Below are 20,833 nucleotides of genomic sequence, written 5' to 3'. Positions count from 1 at the left end.
TCGTACCAATAAAATAGAGTAAAACATGAAAGTCTTATGCGTTTTTAGTTTTATTATAACTATCACACTTCAGGGTTTTGGGCAAATCAAATCTTCAGAATATAATTATGACGTTAAAAAAGTCAGATTATTACTTAAAACCACGGGGAATTATATACAAGCTGCCAGCCAAGGAACCATAGATATAGATAGTGCTATGGTTTTGGCTTGCACCGCCAATAAAGTTCCAATATCACTAGCCTACGACGAGGGATATAACGACGGAAGCTATTTACCTGGAAGTAAGCTAGTTGATCAAAACAATATAAATGGTGCACTAAAAGTACTTGCTAATTTAGAGAAGACTGATAGGATCAAGTTATTACTGCAATTAGGCATTCACTATCTCTTTAAACCCTTTGAAAAAAAAGAAGATCTTCAAAAAGCTTTACAGTATATTAAACAAGCCATGCAATTAAGTGATTTGCTTGGTATACCAAAATGGCAACTGCAGAGTAATCTATTGTTGGGAAAGTACTATGCTAAAGCAAATAACCTTGCTGCAAGTAAAAAAACATTTTTACAAGTTGTAACCGAAAGTAAGAAATTAAAGGATAAAAAAGCAATTGCTGATGCTTTAGAGAACGAAGGAACTTATCTGCCCTTCAGTGACTCCGATAAAGAAAAAACACTTTCGCAGGCAGCTATAGTATATAGATCAATTAACGAAAAAGAAAAAGAAGCGGAAGCACTTATGAAATTAATTAATGTTTATTTCATGAATGGCCGTCTTGATATCGCCGAAAAAAAGTGTTTGGAAAGTATCGCTTTTCAAAAAAAAATGGGGTTTAAACATACTCACTATTTTGCAACAACCCTATCTTATATTTACTTAGTAAAAAGAAATAATATTGAAAAAGCATTATTTTATGCGATTAATAGCATCCAAACAATGGAAGCAACCAATGATATGATTTGTGCAGATAATTTTTATTTGCGATTAGGAAATGTTTATGATTTTATGGGTCACTATGATGAAGCCATTCAAACATACAAAAAGAGTATTGATGCAGGTACCAAAAATATTAATAGTGGTAGTTGGTATACCAGTTTTATAACGATTGTTAAGTCACTTTATCAAAATAAAAAGTACAAAGAAGCAATCAATTACATAAAAAAAATAGCTGATAACTACCCTCCAAAAAATCAATTCGATAAATTTAATCTTGCGCTTATAAAAGCGTCAGCTTATCAAAAAATGGGTAATGTTTCAGCAGCTGAAAAATTTTATCTTGAAATGGAAGGCCACTCTAAAAACCTAATCACATCAGAAACAGCTGTAACCATGACATCTGCCTTTTCAGATATGTCATTGTTTTATGCAAATAAAGGAAATGCATATAAAGCAAAATTTTATGCTGACAAAGTATTAAGCATAAACAAGGAGACCAACCAAAACTTTAATTTTCAAGAGCTGGAACTTTCCTTATTCAAAATTGATTCACTCACAGGAAATTACCTTTCTTCAATAGTGCATTATCAAAAATACAATCAAATTAAAGATTCTATATATAATACCGATAAAAATAAACAGATTGAAGAATTAAAAATTCAATATGAAACGTTACAAAAAGAACAAAATATTAAAACATTAAAGGTTCAAACGAAATTACAGCAAAGTAAATTAGACAAATCAAACCTTTTAATAAATTTATCTATTTGGTCAATCATATTACTTCTTATAATTATTAGTTTATTATACAATCGTTACCAATTAAAACAAAGGAACAATGTAAAACTTGAGATAAAAGAAAAAGAGATTGATCAAAAAAATAGTAATCTTCAGCATTTACTTGACGAAAAAGAATGGCTTGTAAAAGAAATTCACCACAGAGTAAAAAATAACCTTCAAATGGTCATCAGTTTATTAAATACCCAATCAGCTTATCTTGATGATGAAATGGCCTTATCTACTATAAAAAGTAGTCAACATAGGATACACGCCATGTCACTAATTCATCAAAAATTATACATGACAGAAAACATTTCAACAATAAACATGCCTATTTACATTAAAGAATTGGTTCAATATTTGAAAGACTCATTCAATTTGAGACAACGAATTAGATTCCAAGTAAACGTCGATAATCTTGAATTGGATGTGGCTCAAGCAGTTCCTTTAGGCTTGATTATAAACGAAGCTGTAGCTAATTGTATAAAATATGCATTCCCAAATAATCAAGATGGAATAATAACCATAACACTTGTTGCCAATGCAATGGATTTTTATTTACTTACAATACAAGATAATGGAATTGGTATTCATATCCAGGACAAAAAAAATAGTAATACATTCGGCATGAGTTTAATCAAAGGGTTAAGCGATGATTTAGATGGTACTTTTTCTATTGAAAATAATAATGGCACTTTGTTAAAATTATCATTTAAAAAAGATCGTTTAAGTAAAAAAAACACTTAAACTGATACTTTATGATGGATTCAAAATATCAATCTAACAGTCTTCATTACTTTCAAAAGCTGGATTAAATTGCTGATGAGGCTCATTTAAAACTGCAGCTTTTATTTTCATCTTATAATTGTTTTAGAAATCTCGCTGTTGGCAAAGATCAAGCAACAACAGATTTCAACATTTCTAATTTTTCATCTGTATATGGAGAATATTTTACATCCGGGTCTGGTGTTACTTCTTTATCAAGTATACTTTTGTAATGTGAAAATGCCCTAAAACCTGCTTCGCCATGATAATTGCCTATACCACTTTCACCAACGCCTCCAAACGGAAGTTCACCGTTCGAAATATGCATCACCGCCTCGTTTATGCATCCTCCTCCGAAAGATACCTCACTAAGTACCTTCTGCTTTATGTTTTCATCCTGAGTAAACAGGTAAAGTGCAAGAGGTTTTGGCCTTTGCTTAATTTCTTTGATCACATCATCCAAATTATCAAACGTTAAAATAGGCAGAACAGGTCCAAATATCTCTTCCTGCATTACTTTATCACTCCAAGTAACATTGGTAAGAATAGTGGGCTCAACAAAGCGTTCAACAATATTGTAGTTACCTCCAATGTAAACTTTTTGCTTATCGATTAATGATGCTACCCGTGAAGTATTTCTTTCATTGATAATGTGCACATAATTGTCATTTTTCAATTTATAATCCATCACTTGCATCTCTTCTGAAACTTTTTGAAGAAATTTTTCTTCAATACTTTTATGAACATATACATAATCTGGCGCTATACAAGTTTGCCCCGAATTCAGGAACTTAGCCCAAAGCATTCTTTTAACAGTGATGTCTAAATTACTGTCCTGCATAAAAATTGTCGGACTTTTACCCCCTAGTTCTAAAATTACCGGCGTTAGATGCTTTGCTGCCGCCTGATAGACTATCTTTCCTACCGATACGCTTCCCGTAAAAAATATAACATCAAATTTTTGCTCCAGTAAAGCAGTAGTTTCAGGTATTGCTCCTTCTACTGCGGTAAAATATTCACTGTCAAAATTCTCATTTATCAGCTTTGTGATTAAACTACTACTATGAACCGTAAGCTCACTAGGTTTAAGAATAACTGTACATCCTGCAGCCAGGGCTCCTACAACAGGGCCTAGAGTAAGCTGATAAGGATAATTCCAAGGGCCTATTACTAGGCTTACTCCTAATGGTTCCGGCATAATATAGCTCTTTGCTGGCGCGTTTAAAAGATTGGTTTCAATAGGCTTGATCTTGGTCCACTCTTCCAAATTCTTGAGAGCGACTTTAATTTCATCGTAAACCACATAGAGTTCTGTCAGAAAAGTTTCAAATTTGCCCTTGCCATAATCCTTGCGTAGCGCCTCATTCAGTAATTCTTCATTGGATTTTATAAGGCTTTCGAGTTTCTTTAATTGTGTAATACGAAAACTGACTGGTTTGGTAGCATTAGTGTTAAAATAATTTAGCTGAAGTTTTACTAGTTCTTCCATAATGTTTGTTTATAAAATAAAAATAATCTTGATTTTTTCAGGTAAAAAGCGACGCTGTCAGGTTACCTTTTTCAACAGGAGGACAAGTACAATGACCCTCCTGTTAAAAGGCATACTATATTTAGGGCATTGGTGTATTCAAAAATTCTTCAGTCGATAACATCGCATGTCCATAATTTGGAAAAGTAGTTTCTACTGTAACCCTAATTTCTTCCCAATTAAATGCTCCAATACCATCTTTAATCAGCGTCACATGGTATCCTAATTCTACACCATATCTGGCTGTTGAATCGATACATGTATTAGCTCTCATACCTGCAAGCACGATTCGCTCTATATTATGCATCTTGAGCAGAAAATCAAGATCAGTATTGGCAAAGCCACTGCCCGTCCAATGGTTCGAGGCTATAAGATCGCCCTTAGCTGCCAAAAGTTCCGGATGAAACTCAGCACCCCAACTATTTTTTTCAAATAAAACAACGTTTTTACTTCCTTGGTGCGAAGGCGAGAGAAATCTCCAATTTAAATAATCTCCTTCCGCCGTGTGATGGTGTGGAGCATAAATAATTTGTATTTTTCGCTCCCTGGCTCCTGCAATTAGCTTCTTAAGATTTTGCACCAAATGAATACCTTCCACTGTTTCTTTCGTTAAAGGATAAAATTTACCTCCTTCAGAAAGAAAATCATTGAAAGGGTCAACCAGTATTAAAGCTGTTTTTGAATAAGTACTTGCATCCATTTTTTTAATTTTTAATTAATTAGTAATTTTAAAGAATAAATTTAGTTTTCCAAAAGTAATTCAACAGTTGTAAGGCATTGAGCACTTTGTTAGTAAGCATTTTTTTTTGCATTTTTAACAGCACAATCAAATCATTTTTGAGTAATCCCTGCAATTTTTGTTTTTAAAATCAAATGGGATTCTGTAATAGTTATCTCATCAGAAGAGTCAGCTAGTTAAAATTCCGATACTCAGTATTTAATAAAATCCAAAATATCTGAATTGATAATTTGTGCATCTGTCGTCGGCATTCCATGACATAAACCTGGATATGTAATCAGTTTTCCATTTTTCAAAAGCGGAATAGCCCTTAGAGCAGTAGTGGAATAAGGAACTATTTGGTCATCTTCGCCATGCAATACAAGTACGGGTATATCAACACTTTTTAAATCTTCGGTAAAATCGGTTTCAGAAAATGCCTTTATACAGTCAAAATGAGCCTTAATACCGCCCATCATTCCCTGACGCCACCAATTATCTTGAATTCCTTTTCTTATATTAGCCCCTTCTCTATTGTACCCGTAAAACGGAAAAGTTATGTCATGGTAAAACTGTTGTCTATTATTGCCCGTGTTAAAACGGATATCATCAAACACTGCTAATGGAACTCCATTTGGATTGTTTTCGTTTTCAATCATATAAGGTGTTACTGCACTTATAAGCACTACTTTTGCTACCCTATTTTTGCCATATTTTGCGACATATCGGATAGCTTCACCGCCGCCGGTTGAATGTCCTATGTGTATGGCGTTTTTTAAGTCTAAGAAAGCTGTAAGTTCTGCAACATCTGCTGCATAAGTATCCATTTCATTTCCTGTATAGGTTTGTGTAGATCTTCCATGTCCGCGTCTGTCATGGGCAATTACTCTAAATCCCTGATCCAAGAAAAACATCATTTGTGCATCCCAATCGTCAGCAGACAATGGCCAACCATGATGAAAAAAAATAGGTTGTCCCGTTCCCCAATCTTTGTAATAAATTTCTGTTCCGTCTTTTACTATAATCTTGTTCATTTTATTTCTTTTAATTGTTTAGTAATGATTTTAAAATTGAATTCGCTATACTATTTGATCGTAAAAACCAATCATTTTTTTTTTATGAACTTGCATCAAAACTGTAATAAAGTTATTTGGCTAAATCACCAAAGTAGCTTGCAGTTTATAGTTTCTCATACCACTCTAAAATATAGTCTGCCACCGTTTCCCATCCTTTTTCTCCACAAATGAAGTGACTTTTGCCCTGAAAAATCTTCAAATCGACATGACTTCTTTTGTCTTTATATTTATGTGCCAAAGTTGTTGTAAGAGATGGTGGGAAAATATTGTCGCTACCACCACCAATAAATAAAATCGGTTCGTGCGGTTTACCAAAATCAATGTTAGAAAAAGAGTTCAATACTAATTCACGACTTACTTTAAAGCTTTCAGGCACTGCAAAATTGTCATAAGCATTCGCTCTTTCTCCTGCTGGCAATGTGTTGAAAAAGCATTTATTATACCACTCGCGACTGCCCATAAAATAATCTTTGGAAGAAAAAAATCCAAATCCAGGCAGTACTGCTTTTAATGTTGCAAAAGGGGGAAATACATTCTTTGGCGGTGCACCGTCTACACTTACCGCTGCTGCTACCTTACCCATTTCCAACAATTTCATTGCTGCCATACCCGCCATTGAATGTCCGATAACTAATGGTTTTTCAGGTAAGCTGTCAATCAGTCGCAAAATGTTGTCAACCACGTCTATGAACCCTGTTTTAGTAAGGGCAGGGTGAACTTGATTTCTTAAATCGACTGGTGTCCCTTCGTGACCCGGGTTATCCGGTGTGTAAACGGTATAACCCTTTTGTTCATAACGGTTTTTCCACTTTGCCCAACTTGCGCTGTTTACAAAGTTTCCGTGTATGAGAATAATGGATTTTGATTTTGTCATAATATTAAATATTTAATGAGTAATTGGGGTTTATAATTAGTGCACACAACTTCTAAATTAGTGGCAATACGTGATCAAAGTAACTTGTATCAGATTCAAAATATAATTTTCCAATTGTCCTTAGCATAATGATTTACAAAGGCGGCAATTACAAATACGATTGTTTTTGAATTTATAGTTTTCATTTACTTTTTTTTAAATTAATGTTTTAGATTTCTACTATAGCATAACAATTGTCATATTCAAAATTCCTACAGTGTTTGTCAAAAATATATTTGTCTTCATTCCTATGTCTTTTATATCTATTGATCGTATTTAATTTTTTGAATAAAATTATCAATATAACTGACTACCATATCGGGGTATTGATGATGAGGACCATGACCGGTTTGAGGAATAATTATAAGCTGTGTGGTTGGCAATTTTTGATTCAATTCAAACCAGTTTTCCGGTGGAAAACATATTTCATGATGAGCAGAGATTACCAATATAGGAATTTTTGTAGTCATCAATTTTTGTCTTGCACCATACGGATCCTTTTCATAATCGTCATGACACTTACCATAAAACTCCCATAATTCTGGTTTTACTTTAGGATCTTTATCCTTTCTTTGGGCTATTCGTTCATGACTTTTTATTGCCGCCTCTCTACTTATTTTTGATGTGGGATCAAAAAACAAGATTGTCTCATGTTCCACTGTATAATCAGGTATATAAGCTGTATTTAAGAATATTTCTTCTAAAGGATAATTAACTTTTCCAGGTGGTTTTGTTCCTATAAGAATAGCATGCGAAACCCTTTCCGGAAATTCCGTTGTCACAATCTGTGCTACCCAGCCTCCCAATGACCATCCCCCAACAATAAACTTTTTAATTTTTAAGGCATCGGCTAAATCCGTTACATCCTTGGCAAAACCTAAAATATCACTGTGTGGATGACCTGTTGAGGATGCCAATCCTTTATAATTAAAAGTTATCACTTTATACTTCTTCGCCAGTGCATCCAAAAAAGCAGGATCCCAATCATCAAGATTAGCCCTGAAGCGACTGCAAAGAATTAACGGATCCCCTGTGCCTACAGAACGATAGGCTATTTTATGGTCTCCAACTTCTGCAAATTGCGTTTTAGACTCACTGGCGCTTAGATCAACTGCGCCTGCACTTAAAGAACTGAATAGTAATAATAAATTGCGATTTTTCATGATAGATCATTTTTAAATAAAACATTATTGGAGTTAAGAATACTGCTTATTGGGATAAGGTCATTATTAATTTATACCTAAAACATTTAAACTAGCAGATGAAAAAATGGCTGTGACCTTTTCGATTGTATTAAAAATTACATCATTTAGTCGGATTCATCATTGCCAATGCTTTTTCTGGTGATGAAAGATAAAGTTGATAAAAATCTGCCGTTTGACCAACATGTACTTCATATACATTATTTTGAAATGCGTCCAAAACATTTTCAGCTACTATTGTTGGACTTATTCCCGTACTTCCTCCAATGTCTGCCGAAAAACTAGTATTGACTAAAGGGGGCATTACTTCAAAAACTTTGATTGAAGTAGATTTTTCTAAGGTAATCCGTAAAACCTGTGTATAAGAATGTAAAGCCGCTTTACTTACTGAATAACTTGGTACACTAATTCCTGGCGAAAAAGCAGTTATAGAAGAAACGTTTACAAAAGCGGCTTCTTTTTGTTTTCTCAAAAGCGGTAATAATTTCTCCGTCAATCTTACAATCGAAAGATAATTCGTCAAAATTTCTTCACTAGCTTTTTGAAAAGCATTTGTATTTTCATCTGTTAATTTATAATAATGGGCCAATCCCGCATTGTTAATTACAATATTCAAGTCAGGAAAATCCTCGTTCAGTTTTTTGATTAAATTACTAACATCGTTCTCGTTGTTAATGTCTGAAACCAATGGAGTCGTATTTTCAATTTTTGCGGCAGCAAGGTTTAGTTTCTCTGCATTTCGACCAGTAATGATGACTTTATTATTCTTTGAAAATAATTTTGCCATTTCGAATCCAATTCCGGAACCTCCTCCTGTAATAAGGATCGTGTTGTTAGTAGTTTTCATAGTAATTTATTTTTGATGGAAAATTTAAATATTTAATGCTCCTTGTCCAGATGCAATAAGATAAGCTTCTTTCAAAGCCTCAGAATAAGTCGGGTGTGCATACGAAATTCGAAACATATCTTCATCAGTCACTTCATATTCCATCCCAATTACACCTTGAGCAATCATATCGGCAGCTCTAGGACCCATAATGTGAATCCCTAAAATTTCACCGTACTTAGGTTCTGAAATTACTTTTACAAAACCATCTTTTTCCATCGCAGCTCTCGCTTTAGCATTGGCGGAAAAAGGAAATTTGCCAACACGGTATTCTTTATTCTCGCTTTTCAATTCTTCTTCTGTATATCCAACCGAGGCTACTTCGGGCCAGGTATATACCACTCCAGGAATTAATTTATAATTGATATGAGGTTTTTGTCCATTAATTGTTTCTACAACAAAAACACCTTCCTCTTCTGCTTTATGAGCCAACATAGCGCCAACAATCACATCTCCAATAGCATAGATATTGTTTTCTTTAGTTTGCAATTTATCGTTGGTCACTATTCTTCCTTTATCATCCAATTCTATTGCTGTATTTTCCAATCCTAATTCTTTAGTGTAGGGGCTTCTTCCAACTGCGACCAAACAGTAATCAGCAGTAATTTCCTGAACAGCATTTGATTGATCTAAATAATGGACTGTTACATTCTTACCATTATTAACTGTCGATTGCACCTTATGGTTGAGCAGAATTTTTATCTCGTTTTTAGAAAATATTTTTTTGAGCTCCTTACCTAATTCTTTATCCATAGTTGGAATCAAACTGTCCGCATATTCAATAATGGTGACTTTTACTCCAATACGAGCATAAATAGAAGCCATTTCAACTCCAATTACGCCACCGCCGATTACAATAATACTTTGCGGTTTTTCAGTTAGTGAAAGTGCTTCAGTTGATGTAATGATTCTTTTTTTATCAATTACAACTCCAGGAATAGTAGCGGGTTTTGAGCCCGTAGCTATTATAAAATAAGTAGCACTAATAGTCGTTTTCTCGCCATTTTTCGTAACCTGAATTTCTTTATCGTTTAAAAAGGAGGCTGTTCCTTCAATAACATGAATTTTATTTTTGTCCATCAGGTAATTCAGTCCGGAAATATTCTGTTGCACTACTTCATTTTTGCGCTTCATTAATTGTGTAAAATCTAATCGAAGTCCGTCTACTTCAATTCCAAAACTCTTGAATTTAGTTGTTGCTGTATGAAAATGTTCGGTACTGTCTAATAATGCTTTAGAAGGAATACAACCAACATTTGTACATGTTCCTCCTAAAGTGTTATATTTTTCAACAAGAGCCGTTTTATAACCTAATTGCGCCGCTCTCACTGCAGCAATATATCCGCCGGGGCCGGAACCAATAACTACTATGTCAAAATTTATTTCCATTTTTAGAATTTTTAATATTTATTAATTCTTTATGACAAAAAATACAATAAATTGCAGGTGTATTTTCTCATCGTAAAATCAAAAAAATAGCTCTTTATAATAATTACTTACCTTTTATCATTTTTTTTAAGAAGAACCAAGTACTATACCAAATACATAACTTCTTGTAAAACAATATGTTAAAGATTATAGATAGTGTTATCCATTAGCTATATTTCGCTAATTACTATCGTTGTCGTGATATATAGAAAAACGAATTCGACTTAATGCTATTTAAATAAGCAGAAGTCTATTATTTTTTGATAAAAAAATCACCTATTGATGAACATATGGGAATACGAAATATTACAGAAAGGCTATTATTTCCAAAATGGGTTGTGTCATTATTTAAAGAGTTAGATCTTGTAAAAAAATATAAACGATTATAATCCAAATTGTTAACTGATCTGCTTATTTGAAAAAATCATCCTAAATTTAGAAAGTTCCTCCATAGACCGTACCTGACAACAGTAATCGACCTGTTCGACAGGAAGGTCATCGACTGGGCACTGTCCTCTGTTATCACAGCAAAGAATACCAGTGTCAGTGCTTTCAGAATGACTCTTGTCTACAGGCCAATTATTAATAATTCTCCCCTTATTTTCCACTCCGACCGGGGAATACAATACGCCTGCGGGGAATTTGTCCGAGAAATAGACAACTACAAATCGATTACCCGAAGCATGTCTGGAAAGGGAAACTGCTGGGACAATGCAGTTGCAGAGAGTTTCTTCAAAACATTGAAGACAGAACTGATCTACCACAATCGCTTTCGAAACAAGCACGAAGCTGAGTCCTCAATTTCTGAATACATTGAAAAATTTTACAACACCGATAGAAGGCACGGGCATTTGGACAACCTGAATATTCTTGAATATCGAAAATTGATGAGTCGAAATTGAAAAAGAATGGGTAAAAACCAGAATTTCACCCAAGATAAAACGAGAGTAAAATACAGACGAATTCACTCTAATTTGATTGTGTATTTCAATTGTGCTTTGCTGCGCAATATGTTGTAAAAGACAAATAAAAAGAGAAGATGTAGAAGATAATAAACCAATAATTCTTAAAAATAGTAATTATAACAAATAGTCCTAAAAGATCGAACATCCCTAACTTTTAAAGATGAAAAAACACAAAAATGTTTGTTATTATGAACATAAATACTATTTTTGTTCATAATAATGAACATTTTAAATAATGAACAGAAAGAAACAAACCGTTTTTCCTAAGCACCAAATGACATTAGAACAGATGGGAGAAAACATAAAACTAGCGAGGAAAAGAAGAAAGCTAACAGCTGTCCAAGTAGCAGAAAGAGCAGATATTGTTAGGACTACTTTATATCAAATAGAAAAAGGTAATCCGAGCGTTGCTATTGGTGCTTATTTTAATGTGCTAAGAGTATTAGGACTTCAGGATGATTTTCTAAAACTCGCTGCAGATGATGAGCTGGGAAGAAAACTCCAGGATCTTGAACTCTTAAAATAATAGTGTCATACCGAGCACAGTCAATTAAACTCTAACCATCAAAAAACAAAACCATTCCTAATGTCCACCAACAAAACCGACATATACGTTTACGCACATTGGAAAGAAATGTCTGAACCAAAAATCATTGGTATCCTATCGGCACAACAAGCCAAAGGTAAAAAAACATTCAGCTTTAAATACGATAACGAGTGGCTTAAATCAGAACAAAAATTTATACTCGACCCAGATATTCAATTATACGGTGGTCCACAATACCCAAACCAGAAAGAAAACTTTGGCATATTCCTAGACAGTATGCCCGACACTTGGGGACGTACATTAATGAAACGAAGAGAAGCTCAGTTAGCAAGAGAAAATAATGAAAAACCTAAAACGCTGTACGATATTGATTTTCTTTTAGGAGTATACGATGAAAGCCGTATGGGAGCATTGCGTTTTAAAACAAACCCCGAAGGAGATTTTCTGGACAACAATAAGACAGCTTCTACTCCACCATGGTCATCCATTGGTGAATTGCAAAACGCAGCGGCTAATTTTGAAAATGACGATGATAGTGATGAAGTAAAAAAATGGTTATCCGTTTTAATGGCTCCAGGTTCCTCATTGGGCGGAGCAAGACCAAAAGCCAATGTCTTAGATGCTGATAAAAGTCTTTGGATTGCCAAATTCCCATCTAAAACAGATACAACCGATAAAGCAGCTTGGGAATTCTTAGCTTATCAACTGGCAATCAATGCCGGAATAGAAATGGCTCCCTGTCGTATAGAAAAAATAACGGGAAACTACCACACATTTTTTACAAAACGCTTCGATCGGAAAAATGGTGAAAGAATACACTTTGCATCCGCCATGACAATGACCAGAAATAATGAAGATACTATCCGGGACAATCCAGCAAGTTATTTAGATGTCGCTGAATTCATTAGCAACTACGGAGCAAACATTGAAGCTAATTTACACCAACTATGGCGCAGAATAATCTTCAATATTGCCATTTCCAATACAGACGATCATTTAAGAAACCACGGTTTCATACTAACAAAAGAAGGTTGGATACTTTCACCTGCATATGACCTTAATCCATCTATTGACAAAGACGGTTTAGCTTTAAACATTGATACCAATAATAATGATCTTGATTTTGAATTGGCAAAAAGCGTTGGCGAATATTTCCGTTTAAACAAACAACAAATGGAAACCATTATACAGGAAGTGCTACAGGTAATAAGCAACTGGAAAACGATTGCTAAAGAAATAGGAATTTCAAGAAGTGAGCAGGAATTGATGATAAAAGCATTCCATTTTTAGTAATCGCACCATACAATTCAATAAAGCGTCATAATATTCCTGAATTTTCAAAAGAAAAATTTAGGAATATAGCTAAAAAAGATATTGAAGGTTTTATAAAGGAATCACAGTAAACTTATAGCAACAAAATAAGAACCACAATAAAATAAGTTATTGTGGTTTGAATCCAGTCAAGGTCACCTCAAAATACAATTAAACCAGCTTTTCAATCAAATATATTTTATACATTTGTTTCAACTATTGGATTAATGTGTTCTTAGAAAAGATATTATTACAGATTAACAGAATTCTATATTTCAATTGAAATAATGAATAAAAGTTTGTTTGTTTTTATTTCGTGATGTTTTGTTCAGATTAGTACCTTATTTGTACCTCAAAATCTGTAAACCCCAATAAACACGGGGCTATTAATTTCTGCATCGGAAAGTAAAACACAAAATTGCAACAAAGAAAATAACTCACACAAATACCCTATCAAACCAAAAGCGAAATCAATATTTAAAATTCGATTCTCGTCAATCATCAGGTATTAAAAAAAAGCTTTAACACTGTAAACCAAACATTAACACTTATTTCATTATTATTTTTGTAATTTTGAATTAATCACTTAATTGAAGTTTGAGCTTCCAAAATCCCCAATTTCTTAAGTGAATAAACTTGGTTATCAAAACTCTTTGAACAAGTTTATAAAAATTACAACTCGGAACGAGAATGGATACGTTTCAAAAAAACACCTTGAGGATAATATAAGACTAGAACCAAGTTATGAAGTAAAAATACCTAAACGCCTTTTTATCACTCCATAAAAAGGATACTTATTTTATTATAATTTATAAAATAAAACTATGCGAGTTCCAGTAATCCGAAAAAATATAATATTCACACCTGATTCAAGAAGAGTTGTAGCTCGATATTTTATGAATGGCGATCAGCGAACCCAACAGATGGTGAGCCGCATAATGATGTTGGACGAAAAACAAGTCATAGACACCCTAGAACATACACTTCGGGAATTTGCCAGAAGGCATCGAAATATTTCACGCATATTCTTCACGCATTGCGAAAAAATTAGAGGCATAATTGAAGGGATGCAAATCAATTATGACGGTCTGTCAGAGGAACGAAAAATGCTCATTGGTTCTTACTGTACAATGGAGTATGCTATAGAATCCGCAGCTTTTTTTAACCCTTCTATTGTGGAAGATTTTGATCAATCGGATCTCGAAGAGGGAGACAAACGAGTCATCATTTCTTTCCGAGCTACTGGAGAAGGTCATATCTCATCAATTGTTTTTAGAAGGGGAATATTGGATAAAAATAATGATCTCCATATCATGAAAATTGGCAATAACATTGATAAAGCAGAAATTGTTCACAAATCGTTATACAACAAAGAACGCTTTCTGATGAAATTAGCAGAAATGCATACTTCGGATAAATACTCAACCCGTATTATGCAAGATCTACCTGATGAATTTGAATATGCCGCATTAAAAAATGTGGTAAATAAGGCATTAAGCGATCCAATAATTCGCCAGGAGAGGAGAACTGCACTCGAAGAAGTGATGTGGTTGGCGGATTCATTTTATGATTTACAATTCAAACACGATTCCGATATTACCGAACGTGTTATTTTCCCGATATCAGATTCTGAAAGTCGCGGTATTGAAGATGCTCGTTTTGTGCGCTTTGTGGATGATGATAAATCACAGAAAGTAATAGCTACTTATACAGCTTATAATGGCCATGTCATTCTTCCAAAACTTATTTCTACTGAAGACTTTTATACGTTTCGCGTAATGCCCTTGTATGGAGCCGGTGCGCAAAATAAAAATCTGGCATTATTCCCTAGAAAAATCAAGGGCAAGTATGCAATGCTATCCAGAATTGATGGTGTCAACAATTACCTTATGTATTCCGAAAGAGCTACGCAATGGAATAATCCCGTAATCCTCCAAGAGCCGCGATATACATGGGAGTTTACACAAATTGGAAATTGTGGTTCGCCACTTTGGACCAAAGAAGGCTGGTTGGTAATTACTCATGGTGTAGGTGCCATGAGACGATATTGCATAGGCGCTTCGCTGTTTGATCTTGATGATCCTTCCAAGGAAATTGGAAGACTTAAAGAACCCCTGCTTTCACCACGGGAAGATGAACGCGAAGGATATGTCCCTAATGTAGTCTACTCGTGCGGTTCGATTATTCACAACAACAGCCTTATATTGCCTTATGCCGTATCAGACTATTCGTCTACTTACGGAGTGGTAGATTTGGTAGAATTAATCGAGGCTTTGAAGAAAAGTAAATGATGATTTTCTCTTCGTCAATAACTTTCAATTTTCTATAACCACCCCATTCTGCATTAAAATATAAGAATTATATTGAAAGATTTATTTTAACGAATAAAAAATAGAGAACTTACTAATTAGGACACCATAACTTTGTAAACTCAACTATAATAATAATAATAATAATAATAATAAGATACAATCCTTTTTGTGTTATTATGCTGTCCGAGCAAGCTATTCACTACAAGTCCGCAGGAAGTTGCCCATAAAACATAACCCCGAAACGAGCTTCCTTTGGTCGCTGTTTCGGAGTTTGTTTTATAAAAGGCCTCTTCCTTTGCGTGCTTTTCGTTGCTATCCTTGACAGGGAATTCGTTTCCATAACCAACAAATTACTATACTATCTCAAATACTAAATCAAGAAAAAATAGTACCTTTAATATATGAAAAAGCATCACAATATTATTATAGCTGGAGCCGGTGGAATTGCCGAAGCTGTTGGTTTGTTATTGATGGAATGGAGTGAAGTACCCCCTACTCTTTTTATAGGTGACAGAACCCATTCAAAAGCAAAAAAAGTAGCACATTGGATTCAAGACGGAACAACAAAATCGGGTTTTATTAAGGACTTCCACCTTGCCGAAAATGGCTTAACGGATGAAATGACCGCAATTTTGCGCCAAGGAGATATCATCCTCGACTGCTTACCGGGTAGCCAAGCACCAAGAATCGCCCAGTTTGCCAAAGATTTTAATCTACATTACGCCAACCTTACAGAATATGTTTCAGAAACCGAACAAATAATGGCTTTGGCAAAAGATGCCAAAACTGGTTTTATACTTCAAACTGGTCTCGCTCCCGGCTACATCGACTTGCTGGCCAATGGGCTTTTTCAACAGTTTTGTACTGACTTTGAAATAGATCAAGTAGATAAACTGGAAATGAAAGTTGGCGCTCTGACCAATCATGCAGTTGCTCCGCATTATTACGGATTTACTTGGAGTCCGGTGGGAGTGGCTACAGAATATTTGAAAGAAACCATAGTCTTAAGGGATTTTAAAAAAACTACACTACCATCATTATCAGAAAGAGCAACTATCATTATTGATGGCATTGCTTATGAAGACGATCTAACCTCTGGTGGTGCAGCGGATTTGCCTGATGCGTTATTAGGAAAGGTGCGTTCACTTGACTACAAAACCTTGCGACATCCAGGTCATTATGCTTGGATTCAAGAGCAACTTAGTAATTTAGGAAACACATCTGACGCAATTAAAAGCCTTCAAGAAAAAATGGAAGCTATAATTCCTCATATTGAAGATGACAAAATTGTTTTGTATGCAGCGGTAGAAGGCAAAGATGCAGCTGGAATGTTGCGTAGAAAAGAGATTGCAAAATGTATACTTCCGCAAAAAGTAGGAAAACATCAATTGAGAGCCATCCAAACCACTACAGCAGCACCATTAGTACAAGCAGCCCAATTATTGCTCGAAACCCCTCATAGCGGAGTTGTCTTACAAAGCCAAATTGATCCAAAACAATTTTTAAACGGAAATTATATCGTACGAGTTTACGGCAAAGTGTAAACTCAGTTACCAAATTCAATGATATATCTTCATTACACAATTAGTTAATGAAGATGTATCGTTTGGGCATCTTTAAATTGTCTGTGAGATTACAATTAAAACTATCGCTACCAAAGCTAAAAAAAGACCTGCAAAATTCATTTTAGTCAATTTTTCCTTAAAAATTATAATCCCAAAAAGGCTTCCAATAATGATTACACCCATATTCATTCCTGCAAAAACAGTTGACGGATTTTGAACAAATGCTTGATGTGCTTTTAGATAGAAAAGAATATTTCCAAAGTTGAAAATACCAACCAAACCGCCAAAAAGAATATTTCTGATATTTAATGATACTTTACTGAATGCTACTTCATAAATAACAGCCCCAACCATGATTAGCAGCGCGATTCCAAAAACAACAAATAATGAAGTAGTGTATGGTAAACTTGTATAAAGGGCAATTTGTTTAAAAAGAATATCTATAACTCCAAAGCCCAGCAAAACAACTGCTGGGTAGATCCATTTATTTTCGGTGTTTTGAGAAGGCTTAGCGAGAATGAGTAATAGTGCCGGAAGTCCTACCACAAGCGCAGCAATTTTTAACATATTAAAATCCTCTTTGAAGAGTAGCCAGGCCGCCAAAATAGGGATAAACAACGAAAGTCGTTGAGCAGCATCCGTTTTTACGATACCCATGTGTTTTATAGATGCAGCCAGAAAAAGAAATATAGATGGCAACAAAATACCAATAACTATATAAATACCCCAAGGTGCCGAAATTCCTACATCATTAAATTCTGGACTAAAGAACAAATAACAAAGAATGAGAGCAAATACATAATTCGAAGCTACAATTTGAGTATTACTTACATTATACTTGCGTGAAAATTTAAATAGTACACCAACAGTTACACTGCATATAATACTTAGAAGAAGAAATAACATAGACAATATTTTTGTTGCAAAACTACTATTTTATGTTTCTATATTGTCTTTTTATTAAAGCAAAGAAAAGCTTTAAAAATAATCCTATTTGTAAACTAAAAAATATGGATTAAAAGAAATGCAATCTCTAGATTTATAAAATCTTCACAAGGTTCCAATAGCTATTTCTTTACTTTTGCAGAAAGCATAAATATTAAAATTATGGAAAAGGATTATTCTGTTGCGATATATCCTTCCGAGGCTATTATTTCATTGGTTAAATCTATGAAAGAACAATTGGCCAAGGAAGTAGGGTGGTTTCACAGTAAAAATTCTATTGGACATATTACCATTTGTGAATTTAAGGCCACTGATAAACAAATTGAAATTATTAAAAATCAGCTGAATCGATTGTGTGACACTTTACATCCAGTTGAAGTATGTTTAAATGAATTCAGCTCCTATCCAAATGGCGCCTTTTTTATTTCGCCCAATAACGATTCTAAAAGTATTTTGAAACCCATAATGAAACGAATTCAGGAATCACTTCATATTCAAAATATGAAAAAAAGTAACGATCCACATCTATCCATTGCGCGAAGATTAACTCTGGAAAATCTTGAAAGAGCTAAAACTTTATTTACTGTAATAGACATCCATTTTTTGTGTGACAGTATTGTTTTGCGAAAATTTGATGACACTATAAAACAGTTTTTCGTAACCGATACCTATAAATTCAACAGCAATCCACAACCAGAGTGTATACAGGGAACACTTTTTTAGGATTTAATCACTCTTCAACCATCCCGTAATGCTCATTCTGGTATTTTGGGTAACCAAAACTTCATGAACTAATTCATCACTCTTGAAGAAAACGGTTTTCCCTTGAGTGGGCGAAATTTTCTGATTGTTATTCAATTGATGAATGAGCAATTCGCCACCATCACTTTCTTTCCAATTACTGTTTAAATAACTGATCATGGAGTATTTTCGACTGGGATTATTCTTGAACTGATCCAAATGTTTTAAATAAAAATCACCCGATTCATACAGCGAATAATGAAATTCATAACCTGTTATTCCTGCATAACAACTTTGATTCAGATAAAGAATAAATGCTTCAATTTGAGCAAAAAATTCATTTTCGAATGCATTGTTGTGTTTTTTATCTAACCAATAAATAGAATCGCTACGAATCGCGCCATCATAAGAAAGTTTCTCAGAATTCCCGATTCCTGCAGCCATCAATAGGCTGTCCTGATTCAAAGTAAGTAGGTTTTGTTTTAAATTGTTAGCCAAAGTGGCACTTAAAAAATGTTCGGATATACCTACCTTATTTTCAATATAAGTAGCAATCAAAGCCTCAAAGCTATTTTCCATGTCTGTTTTCATTGACTGCATAGACTGCCAACGGGACAAGGTAGACTAATAAAAACCGTTAGAGACTGATTATGAAATAAATAAAATTATTAATTCATAATTCCTCCTTTTTATTGTAATAACCAATAAGAAAAAAGGGTTCAGAAATGAATCTAAACCCTTTTTGTTATTTATAGTTTACTGATAAAACTTCCGTAAATATCCTTGAACTGATACCCCTCAGAGAAGCGGTCTTTGCTCAGTTTTTTGTATTCTACCAATCCCCAAAGAATAAATTCTTTCATGAAGAATTTATCTTCTTTTTCCAGTTGCGGTTGGTATTTCTTGATTAAAACTTCAAGCGGGACAATACTTCCTAAGATTCTTTCATATTCTTCATCAGAACAATCGTCCAATAATTCAAAACCACTTTCGGCAAAAAACCATTCGATGATATCAGTATAAGGCGTTTTCTCGTCTAGCTTTTCCAGTTTTTCAATTTTTGGAAAATAGGCTGGGAAAAAAGTATGAATCGCATCACCTAATAAATGCTGTGCCACAACGGCCGCTCCCTCCTGCTCTCCTTCATAAACTAATTCCACTTTTCCGGTAATGGCAGGAATGATTCCCATAAAATCAGACAGACGCAAAGTCGTTTTATCATCTCCCGATTTCAATGCTCTTCTTTCTGCTGTACTCAATAAATTCTCTAAAGCAGTAATACTTAATCTGGCACTCACACCACTTTTATTATCAATATATTCGCTATCTCTTGCTTCAAAACTGATTTGTTCCAATAAATCCCTCGCCAACGAAGGCACATAAACCATATCGCTTTGCGCTGCATCCAGTTTTGCTTCCTGTTCTGTAATGGTTCGAGCAATTTTAATAGTTTCTGGGTAATGCGTCAAGATTTGGGAACCAATTCTGTCTTTTAATGGCGTTACAATACTGCCACGATTGGTATAATCCTCGGGATTTGCGGTGAAAACAAATTGCATGTCGAGTGGCATTCGCAACTTAAAACCACGAATCTGAATATCCCCTTCTTGTAGAATATTAAACAGCGCTACTTGAATTCGAGCCTGTAAATCGGGTAATTCGTTGATGACGAAAATACAACGATTCGCTCTTGGAATCATCCCAAAATGTATTACCCGATCATCTGCATAAGACAGTTTTAAATTGGCTGCTTTTATTGGATCTACATCTCCTATTAAATCAGCAACAGTAACATCTGGCGTGGCTAGTTTTTCGAAAAAACGGTCGCTTCTGTGTAGCCATGAAATTGGAGTTTCATCTCCCTTGATTTCAATTATATCTTTGGCAAAACGAGAAATTGGATGCAAAGGATCGTCATTAATTTCTGAACCAGTCACAAACGGAATGTATTCATCGAGTAATTCGATCATTTTGCGTGCCAGTCTCGTTTTGGCTTGACCACGAAGACCCAATAAATTGATATTGTGACGCGATAAAATAGCGCGTTCTAATTCTGGAATTACGGTGTTTTCAAAACCGTGAACGCCTTCAAATGTTGGCTTTCCTGACTTTATTTTTTCTCTGAGATTAGAACGTAATTCATCTTTAATACTTTTGCTTTCGTAACCTGATTTTTTTAGTTCTCCGAGTGTTTTTATATTATTCATTTATTATTTTTTA

At 34.4% G+C, this 20,833-nt stretch carries 17 protein-coding genes; 7 read left to right on the top strand and 10 right to left on the bottom strand.

Features of this window, described 5'->3' with window-relative positions:
- Positions 1–25 precede the first annotated feature (25 nt).
- Entirely contained in the window at positions 26–2,458 is a 2,433-nt protein-coding gene (locus ACM55H_RS15430) for a tetratricopeptide repeat-containing sensor histidine kinase (protein WP_416837367.1), read from the top strand.
- Positions 2,459–2,606: 148 nt separating this feature from the next.
- On the opposite strand, the gene ACM55H_RS15425 is transcribed toward ACM55H_RS15430, so the two are convergent.
- From ACM55H_RS15425 to lpdA, 7 genes are all read right to left on the bottom strand, one after another.
- Complete coding sequence (locus ACM55H_RS15425; protein ID WP_416837366.1) at positions 2,607–3,965, bottom strand: aldehyde dehydrogenase; 1,359 nt, start codon at positions 3,963–3,965, stop codon at positions 2,607–2,609.
- A gap of 121 nt (positions 3,966–4,086) precedes the next feature.
- On the bottom strand, positions 4,087–4,704 hold the full coding sequence (locus ACM55H_RS15420) for a cysteine hydrolase family protein (RefSeq protein WP_416837365.1): 618 nt from the start codon (positions 4,702–4,704) through the stop codon (positions 4,087–4,089).
- A gap of 230 nt (positions 4,705–4,934) precedes the next feature.
- Entirely contained in the window at positions 4,935–5,756 is an 822-nt protein-coding gene (locus ACM55H_RS15415; protein WP_416837364.1) for an alpha/beta fold hydrolase, read from the bottom strand.
- 145 nt (positions 5,757–5,901) lie between these two features.
- Positions 5,902–6,672, bottom strand: a complete 771-nt coding sequence (locus ACM55H_RS15410; RefSeq protein WP_416837363.1) for an alpha/beta hydrolase — start codon at positions 6,670–6,672, stop codon at positions 5,902–5,904.
- 302 nt (positions 6,673–6,974) lie between these two features.
- Positions 6,975–7,874 (bottom strand): alpha/beta fold hydrolase, encoded by a 900-nt coding sequence (locus ACM55H_RS15405; RefSeq protein ID WP_416837362.1) that lies wholly within the window; start codon positions 7,872–7,874, stop codon positions 6,975–6,977.
- Positions 7,875–8,016: 142 nt separating this feature from the next.
- Positions 8,017–8,760: an SDR family oxidoreductase gene (locus tag ACM55H_RS15400; protein WP_416837361.1), complete on the bottom strand. Its 744-nt coding sequence runs from the start codon at positions 8,758–8,760 to the stop codon at positions 8,017–8,019.
- A 24-nt stretch (positions 8,761–8,784) separates the two neighbouring features.
- Entirely contained in the window at positions 8,785–10,188 is a 1,404-nt protein-coding gene (gene lpdA, locus ACM55H_RS15395; protein WP_416837360.1) for a dihydrolipoyl dehydrogenase, read from the bottom strand.
- A 596-nt stretch (positions 10,189–10,784) separates the two neighbouring features.
- On the opposite strand from lpdA, the gene ACM55H_RS15390 reads away from it, so the two are divergent.
- The 5 genes from ACM55H_RS15390 to ACM55H_RS15370 all read left to right on the top strand — a co-directional run bounded on the left by ACM55H_RS15390 (position 10,785) and on the right by ACM55H_RS15370 (position 16,906).
- A complete protein-coding gene (locus ACM55H_RS15390) occupies positions 10,785–11,129 on the top strand; it encodes a transposase (RefSeq protein ID WP_465245468.1) in 345 nt (114 codons plus the stop codon).
- Between the two features lie 298 nt (positions 11,130–11,427).
- Entirely contained in the window at positions 11,428–11,718 is a 291-nt protein-coding gene (locus ACM55H_RS15385; RefSeq protein ID WP_111410209.1) for a helix-turn-helix domain-containing protein, read from the top strand.
- Between the two features lie 60 nt (positions 11,719–11,778).
- Positions 11,779–13,029, top strand: a complete 1,251-nt coding sequence (locus ACM55H_RS15380; protein WP_416837359.1) for a type II toxin-antitoxin system HipA family toxin — start codon at positions 11,779–11,781, stop codon at positions 13,027–13,029.
- Between the two features lie 845 nt (positions 13,030–13,874).
- Entirely contained in the window at positions 13,875–15,341 is a 1,467-nt protein-coding gene (locus tag ACM55H_RS15375) for a glycoside hydrolase family 130 protein (RefSeq protein WP_416837358.1), read from the top strand.
- A 422-nt stretch (positions 15,342–15,763) separates the two neighbouring features.
- The gene (locus ACM55H_RS15370; protein WP_416837357.1) at positions 15,764–16,906 is read left to right on the top strand and encodes a saccharopine dehydrogenase family protein; all 1,143 of its coding nucleotides are present in this window, start codon (positions 15,764–15,766) and stop codon (positions 16,904–16,906) included.
- A 72-nt stretch (positions 16,907–16,978) separates the two neighbouring features.
- Here ACM55H_RS15370 and ACM55H_RS15365 read toward each other — a convergent pair whose 3' ends face one another.
- Entirely contained in the window at positions 16,979–17,833 is an 855-nt protein-coding gene (locus ACM55H_RS15365) for an EamA family transporter (protein ID WP_416837356.1), read from the bottom strand.
- Between the two features lie 201 nt (positions 17,834–18,034).
- On the opposite strand from ACM55H_RS15365, the gene ACM55H_RS15360 reads away from it, so the two are divergent.
- Positions 18,035–18,595 carry a 2'-5' RNA ligase family protein gene (locus ACM55H_RS15360; RefSeq protein WP_416837355.1) on the top strand — a complete coding sequence of 187 codons (561 nt, stop codon included), beginning with the start codon at positions 18,035–18,037 and terminating at the stop codon, positions 18,593–18,595.
- A gap of 3 nt (positions 18,596–18,598) precedes the next feature.
- Here ACM55H_RS15360 and ACM55H_RS15355 read toward each other — a convergent pair whose 3' ends face one another.
- Positions 18,599–19,192, bottom strand: a complete 594-nt coding sequence (locus ACM55H_RS15355) for a 2OG-Fe(II) oxygenase (RefSeq protein WP_416837354.1) — start codon at positions 19,190–19,192, stop codon at positions 18,599–18,601.
- A gap of 170 nt (positions 19,193–19,362) precedes the next feature.
- The gene (locus ACM55H_RS15350; RefSeq protein ID WP_416837353.1) at positions 19,363–20,820 is read right to left on the bottom strand and encodes an AAA family ATPase; all 1,458 of its coding nucleotides are present in this window, start codon (positions 20,818–20,820) and stop codon (positions 19,363–19,365) included.
- Positions 20,821–20,833: the final 13 nt, after the last annotated feature.

Source organism: Flavobacterium cryoconiti, from assembly GCF_048158645.1.
GTDB lineage: Bacteria > Bacteroidota > Bacteroidia > Flavobacteriales > Flavobacteriaceae > Flavobacterium > Flavobacterium cryoconiti.
This window is presented reverse-complemented; position numbering and strand designations above follow the sequence as displayed.